The sequence below is a fragment of the Nitrospirota bacterium genome (genome assembly GCA_023229435.1).
In the GTDB taxonomy this organism is placed as follows: Bacteria; Nitrospirota; UBA9217; order UBA9217; family UBA9217; genus JALNZF01.
Genome location: JALNZF010000016.1, coordinates 61,305 through 68,927, shown reverse-complemented (window position 1 = coordinate 68,927; position 7,623 = coordinate 61,305). Strand labels below are relative to the sequence as shown.

Sequence of the window (7,623 nt, the reverse complement as noted above, 5' to 3'; positions counted from 1 at the left end):
AGGTATTTCCACCATTCCACGTTCCGCCGCATCCGGTAACTGACGTAATGTGATAGCCCGTATTTGGTGTCACAGTAAAGGTCTGGCTGTTGCCGCAATTCACCGTTGCAGAGGGAGGTGTTATTGTTCCGCCGCTGCCTGCAGAAGTGGTAATGGTATAGGTGTTGAGCGCAAAGCTTGCCGCAATCGTATGGTTGGTAGTTACATTGGAGATAGTGTAGTTGGTTATAGCTCCCTTGGAAACACCGTCAACTTTCACATCAACAATATGATAGCAAGCATTCGGTGTTATCGTAAAGGTCTGGCTACCGCCACAATTCACCGTCGGAGAAGGCGGTGTTATTATGCCTCCACTTCCTGCAGAGGTGGCAAGAGTAATAGGAGCTGTGTTGATTACAAAAGTTGCGGTCACTGTACAGCCGCAGGTGACAGTAGTACCCGTAAAATATGTTTGCCCGATTAACGTGCCGCCACACCCGGTAACTGACGCGATTTGATAGCAGGGATTCGGTGTCACATAGAAGACCTGGCCGATGCCATAAATCCCCGTTGCGGAATGAGGTGATATTGTTCCACCACTCCCTGCAGAGGCGGTAATTGTATAGGGGCTGGGCGCAAAAGTTGGGGTTACTGTACAGTCTGCGGTGATAGGACCCGTCGTATATGTATCCCCGTTTAACGTGCCGCCGCACCCGGTAACCGACACTATATGATAGCAGGGATCCGGAGTCAGAGTAAATTGCGTGGAATACCCGCTCTGCACTGTTTGAGGAAGCCATGGAACAATACTGCCGCCAGAGGCACCTTGTGGAGTTACTGTGTAGTACGTAACGGTAGGGCATTGAATAGAATTGTTTTGGCAGTATGACTTGCATCCATCGAGAGACCTCGGGCAACTTGGATCGTTATAATTACTCCACCAATTAACACAATCATAGCAATACGGATCGCCGTTACAGTTCGGATTAATATTGAGCGAGCAAGTACAACTATACCCAGGAGTACATTCGATCGAGGCACAATCATTCTGGATGCGGCACCAGGTTTGACCGAAGTCCGTGCAACTGGGATGATCAGCATACCATCCAGAGCAATGATCGTATAAGCATCCTATAGGACCAAAGTCACTTTCACATTGTAAATCGCACAAGCCCTTGTAATATTGACATGTGGCAGTATCATATGGACAGCACGCATATGAATTACTCAATCTAAACACAAGACTAAGTAAAGACAAAATGAAAGACAATAATAATGTTTTATTTGGTTTGAGCAAATAAATTGTTTTCATAACTACTCCTCTCTAGTATTTTGCAGTTGTTATCGACATAATCGCCTCAAGGAGCATACACTTGGTACGTCTCTTTACAACATCACTTAATCTTTCGAATTGCTCCCATATCAGCTATATAAAGAGTCGTTCCAGTTCCTGCAACAATACCGGAGGGAATGCTAAATCGAGCATTTGTAGCATTTCCATCGTCAGAACCCACCTTTCCGGTTGTACCTGCCAATGTCGTAACCTGTCCTCCGGAAATGACGATCTTCCGTATGTTTGAATTGCCGGTATCGGTTACAAAGAGGCAATTTCCATCCGAGGCGATTCCCAGGGGGTAATTGAAAAGAGCTGCTCCTCCTGTTCCATCGGTCGAACCAAGAGTGCCGGCAATTCCTGCCAGCGTGGTAACCGATCCCGTTTCCAAAACAATCTTACGAATTGTACTGTTACTATTGTCCACAATATAAAGATTTGGGCCATCTATGGTTATGCCTGCAGGATAGTTAAAAAGCGCGGATGATCCTGTTCCATCAGAGGAACCTGATTTTCCTGCAGTCCCCGCCAATGTCATGACCTGTCCTGTATTAATCAAAATTTTTCGAACTATGTTGTTCTTCATATCCGCAACAAAGAGGTTGGATCCATCATTTGTAATACCGGATGGATGGTTAAATTGAGCGTTGGGACCGATTCCATCTGCAGCTCCAATGACGCCGGCAGTCCCTGCCAATGTTGAAACTTGACCTGTAATAATATTGATCTTGCGGATCGTCTGGTTAACAGTGTCCGCAACGAAGAGATTTGTCCCATCCGTGGTGATTCCTTGCGGAGAATTGAAGCGGGCGGCTGAACCTATTCCATCCATGGAACCGGAAATCCCTGCCGTCCCTGCCAATGTCGTTACCGCTGCCGTCGAGATGACTACCTTGCGAATCGTATGATTAAAGGTGTCCGTTACATAAAGGTTTGTTCCATCTGTCGTGATCCCGGCTGAAAAGCCGAAATGCGCGTCTGTCCCAGCTCCATCATTGGAACCACTAGTCGCTTTTTGCCCTGCAATTGTTGAAACAACAGGTCCGGAGTTATTCGCACCTCCTTCGCTTCGACCTGACACAAGTACGACTGCAATAACAAATACGATGATAATCCCAACAATCCAAAGTCGGTTTTTCATAAGCCCCCCTTATTATTTGTTTTACAATGCTATCTACGATGAATTTCTAAATTATCTGTTACTGTTTTTCCATCGAATTTAAACTCGGTATCCTTTACGGTCTTCGTAATCGTAATGTACATAAGAAACCAAAAGGATCAGGCCTACTTTTCTGTCATTTATCGATTTCTACTTCATCACTCAATATTCCACTCGCCAGTACAAAAAATTCATGCTGATGTGATTTTCATCGTCATGCAGCCTGTGTCCATGTGTTGCAACTTGTATGGCTTGAACATTACGAAGTTCCCTGGAATCTGCCGGCTTGAATTTGGCAAGTTACCCGAGCATCACATGTAATACTATTTCCGTACGTGGAGTTCGAACGCGTTATTTTATCCCATTATAAAACAGTATTTGGAAGCAATATACATACCATTTAATAATACATTGTAATTATACATATTATTATAGGCATGAAGTACTATGTAAATAATCCCGTCAATTCGCAATTATTTAATTAAGCTTTAAATATCAATGCGCGGTGTTTATTATAGGCGAGAATATATACAATAATTTTATTTTCTGTAAATAATTCCAACATGCATTGACAAACAATCCTTAAGTATTATACATTAACAAATATTTTGTGGTTGATTTGGAGCTTTATCGCATGGTTATTTATTTGGGCAGGAAGGACCAGGGGTTACGGGAGACAGGTTGTTTTGTCATGGGCAAAAGAGTAGCAGATTGACGGGGAAACATCCAGAGAAAAAGAGGACGGGACTATGTTTTGGGATCGTTCGTGACGGTCTCGACGGCAAGTTTGCCTTTATCCGCCTGCTATCTCTTCTCTTCAGGCGTCTCGATCTTCAGCAGATCCAGCATCTTCTTCGCGTCCGGGATCAGCGCGCTGGAGGGATACTGCGTCAGGAACTTTTCCATGACCGTGATGGCCGCGGCGCGATCATCCTTGCCAATAAGATCGATGACGGCCTTGAGCTCCTTCATTTCTTCTTCCGTGACCGGTTCTTCACTCTTCTTCCCTTTCCAGTAGAGCTTTACCGATGCATCTTCCTTTATCCCGCGCATGCCTGCTTCGCCGGTGCTCAGGGGCTGGATCTTCTTCGGTACGATCTTGTCGATCTTCTTCTGGACCACCTTGATCCAGTCCGCAAGAGACAAGCCCTTCTGTTCCTGGGCCAGGGCCGTGGTGCAGCACAAGCCTGTTATTATGATAAGTGCTGCCAATTTATTGAACATAGAGACATCCCTTTTCATTGCGGATTGCGAATGCCTTTCACTCCGAACGGAGCCTGCCCTCGAGCATATTAATCGGGGGAACTCGTCACTCCGCACTGATTTATTTCACTCCCAGGCTCGCAGCAAGATCCGCATACTGCCGAACCACCCGCGGGTCGATCACTGCCGCGTCCAGGAATAAGCTCTTTGCGTACTCCTTTTTACCTGCCTGCAGTGAAACACGGGCCAGGTTCACCATGATCCCCGGTTCTCCAGGCGATGACCTGAGGGCCGCCTCATAGGCCTGACGCGCATCGTCAAGCCTGCCCTGCAGGTAGCTGATATTCCCGATATTGTTGAGCGCCAGGGCATTGGTCTTGTCCAGTGCCAGCAGTTTCTGGAACTGCTCAAGCGCCTCGGCAAAGAGACCATTCTCTCCATAGAGAATGCCGAGCTGCCCCAGCGTGGCGAGATCATCCGGGGTTTTTTTGAGCACATTACGATACGCGGCGGACAGGTACGCGAGACGCCGGCTCGCCAGCGCTTCGAGCTCCCCCTTGAAGGTCGCTTCGATCTCGCCACGCTTGACCTTCACCGTCCCCCCGGATCTGGGAAGCGTGACGGGCTTGAACTCGTCCCAGGTCTTCTGAACGTTGATGATGTTCGCCTTGTTCCTTACAACCCAGTCGCGATACTCTTCCGCACCCTTTTGCCAGGCGCGGGTAAAGGACGTTCCCACCATGGTCGTCTCCACGGGAATCCAGACCGTGCCCTGATAGAACACGATGAGCTCATTCGGGAGACCGAGCGTGATCTTGTCCGCCTCCGCGACCCCCGTGTTGAACAGGAGGAACATATGGCCCGGCACGTCCACAAACGCCGTGTCTATCCCGATGTTCTCCAGGCAGGCGGCAAAGAGGACCGAAAGGTCGTCGCAGTCCCCGCTCTTCTTCATGAGAGTCTCGCGTGGATACTGGAGATAGGTCACGTCCGCGGGGCTTGTGGAAAAGTCCTGGAACGGGCTCAATGGGTCCACGATATACTTGAGCCCAAGAACGCCGAACGCTTCGTAGATGCCCCGGGCGTACACAAGGGTCTGCGGCAGATGGGGGTAGGCATCAGCGTACTGCTGCACAACCTGCCTGCTGAGATCGGCCACCATCGTGTCCGTGAGCGTCACGAAAGCGCCGAGCCTTGCCTTGTCGTCCCATTGCATTGCATGCCGTTCATAGAGCGTGAGCGGAAAGTTCCGGGACACGGTCCTGGGTTCACCCGCTTGCGAGAACGTGACCGCGATCTCGTACGGGAGCGGCGTATTCTCGGCGACCTCGAGAATATTCTTATTGAATACGGGTTTGAGCGGGACTTCGACCTGCTGCTTTGCAGCGATCTCGGGGACCTCGGTCTCGATCGGATTATCCATGAAATCCCTGGTCGAGAACCTCACCTTGACCTTCTGGTACGGAATGTCGGCGGTATTCACGATCACGACCTTGCCGAGGGGATGGGACTCATAATAGGTATACGCCGACGCGAACACCTCGCCGGTCTCCATCCTGATGATCTCGATGGGCTGGGCCGTCAACAGCGCCCTGGGCGTTGAGGCGACGACCACTTCACCCGGCGCGCTCTCATCGCCCTCCTTGCCGACGGCCGTTATCTGATAGTAATAGAGCGTATCGTTTGCAAGCGGACCGTCATCGAAGATCGTCTTTTCCGTTTTTGCCAGGAACTCATAGCCCGTCGACGCCTTTCTGGAACGGTACACTTGATAGTGTGTAACAAAGGGCTCAAGATTCGGCAGCCACGTGATCGTGATCTGATTCCCCCAGGCCTCACCCCTCACCCGTTTCGGTCTGGCGGGGACCAGCTTCGGCGTGACCGCGGAAACGACGCCCGACAGCGCGCTTTCGTTACCCTCCCGGGCCTGGCTGCTCACGCGGTATGAGAAAGACCGGTTGCTCGGCAGGTTCTTGTCCAGATAGGATGTCGTGGTCGAAGTACCGATGAGCGTGAAGGCGTCCGTTGGTGAATCAGCCCGATAGACCTTATACTGATCCAGGTAGGTTTCGGTATTTGCCTTCCAGCTCACCTGCACTTCATTTATTTTTGCCTGTGCCGTGACGTCCTTCGGCATTGCCGGCGTGTGTTTGAGGATAAAGACCTGCGCCCTTTTGTTGCCGCGGTCGCCGACATACAACCAGAGGCCCTCTTCCAGCGCAAGCCCCCGGGGCTCCCGGAACTGGCCCGCGTCGGAGCCTTCGCTCCCGAACTTTCTGAGAAATTTTCCATTACGGTCAAAGACCTGGACCCGCGAGTTCCCCGCGTCGAGCACGTACACCTCATTGTCCGGTGATACGACGATATTCTCCGGTTCCCGGAATTCCCCTTCTTCACTGCCGGTATTCCCCGTTTCCCAGATGAGACCGCCGTTGCTGTCATATTTCGCGATCCGGTCGTTTCCCCGGTCCGCAACGTAAAGGTTCTCGAACTCATCCGTTGCGATGTCCACAACCTCGCCGAACTGTCCGGCCAATTTTCCCGCTTTTCCAAATGCGCCGAGGAACATCCCCTTGGAGCTGAAGACCTGCACCCGCCTGTTCCCGGTATCGGCAACAGCGATGTTGCCCTTTGGACCCACGGCAACTCCCGAAGGCGATCGGAACTCGCCTTCTCCGCTGCCGGATTTTCCGAATACGTGCAGAAGGCTTCCTTCACTGTTGAACTTCTTCAGCCGGTCATTGCCGGTATCGGCGACCCAGAAGTTTCCAAGGCCGTCCACGGTCAGACCCCTCGCGTTCTTGAACGAGCCGGGGCCGCTCCCGCGCGAGCCGATGATGCGTCCGCCGCCTGAATTGCCAAGAACCGTGAGAGAATCTCCCGTCATGCCCCAGGCGTTCTTATTGATCGAGATGGCGGCCACCTCGCCCCGCATCTCCTGAGTGAACGCAACACCCGGCAATGGAGACAACGGTGTCAGCAACGGCGCATCCCCGTCTTCAGTTGAAATTACCTGGACCGTGTTCCTGGCCGCGTCAAGGACCCAGATCCTGTTCTCGTAACCGGCGATCAGTCCTGCTAACTCTCGGAACCGTCCCGGGCCATCGCCCTCGGAGCCAATGGAGCCGACAAGCTTGCCGCGGGGATCGAATTTTTTGACCTTGTAGTTTCCTGTGTCCGCAATATAAATGTACCCGCGGCTGTCCACGGCAATACCCTGCGGCCGATCAAGGCCGGCGGTCCCTTTCCCTCGCGAACCAAAGACGCGGACCTGAACACCCGTGGGGTCAAAGACGCGCGCCGTATCGGTCCCCGTGTCGATGACGTATATCCTGTGCTGCGCATCCACTGCCACGCCTACGGGCGCCTTCATCTCGTCGGTCTTCGTCCTTACCGTGATCTGGCGGACCGCGATGCCGCCGGTGGTCAGCACCTGCACGCGGCTGTTGCCCGTATCGGCAATAGTGACAAAGCCCGCGGAAACGGTTATCCCGGTCGGGCCGCTGAACTCACGGAGGCCGTCTCCCCTGGCGCCGAAACCGCGCACCCACTTCCCCCCATCGTCGAACACCTGGATGCGATTGTTGCCGGTGTCCGCCACGTAGACGAGGCCCTGCTCGTCGATCGCGATCCCTGCGGGATATTTGAACTGGCCCGGCTTGCTCCCTTTCAAACCCCAGGACAGCACGGTCTTGCCGCTCTGGTCCAGGACGACGATGCGATGGGCTTCGGTATCGGCAACGTACAAGCGATCTCCGTGAGCGGCCAACGCGCGGGGCGCGTGGAATTGACTCTGCTTCGCCTGTTTTCCCGCCTCGCCGATCTCACGCACGAACTCCATCGGCTGGAACGCGGACACCTGCCCTGCAAACAGAAGGGAGAATAGACAGATGAAGATGATATGCCGTACTGCCGCCATAGAGAGTGCTCCTGAAAAAAGACCGTGGAT

At 52.3% G+C, this 7,623-nt stretch carries 4 protein-coding genes; all 4 read right to left on the bottom strand.

The annotated features are described in order from the left end of the window. Positions 1-412 (bottom strand): hypothetical protein (locus tag M0R70_11285; GenBank protein MCK9419949.1); only part of this gene is annotated, 412 nt, incomplete at its 3' end. A gap of 961 nt (positions 413-1,373) precedes the next feature. Then, positions 1,374-2,453, bottom strand: a complete 1,080-nt coding sequence (locus tag M0R70_11280) for a hypothetical protein (GenBank protein ID MCK9419948.1) — start codon at positions 2,451-2,453, stop codon at positions 1,374-1,376. A gap of 822 nt (positions 2,454-3,275) precedes the next feature. Further along, positions 3,276-3,695 carry a hypothetical protein gene (locus M0R70_11275; protein ID MCK9419947.1) on the bottom strand — a complete coding sequence of 140 codons (420 nt, stop codon included), beginning with the start codon at positions 3,693-3,695 and terminating at the stop codon, positions 3,276-3,278. 100 nt (positions 3,696-3,795) lie between these two features. Beyond that, positions 3,796-7,593: an SMP-30/gluconolactonase/LRE family protein gene (locus M0R70_11270; GenBank protein ID MCK9419946.1), complete on the bottom strand. Its 3,798-nt coding sequence runs from the start codon at positions 7,591-7,593 to the stop codon at positions 3,796-3,798. Between the last annotated feature and the right edge of the window lie 30 nt (positions 7,594-7,623).

What these genes read in the sequence shown, in the direction of transcription:
- M0R70_11280 (MCK9419948.1), bottom strand. Translation starts at nt 2,453, where the DNA reads ATGAAAAACCGACTTTGGATTGTTGGGATTATCATCGTATTTGTTATT.
- M0R70_11275 (MCK9419947.1), bottom strand. Translation starts at nt 3,695, where the DNA reads ATGTTCAATAAATTGGCAGCACTTATCATAATAACAGGCTTGTGCTGC.
- M0R70_11270 (MCK9419946.1), bottom strand. Translation starts at nt 7,593, where the DNA reads ATGGCGGCAGTACGGCATATCATCTTCATCTGTCTATTCTCCCTTCTG.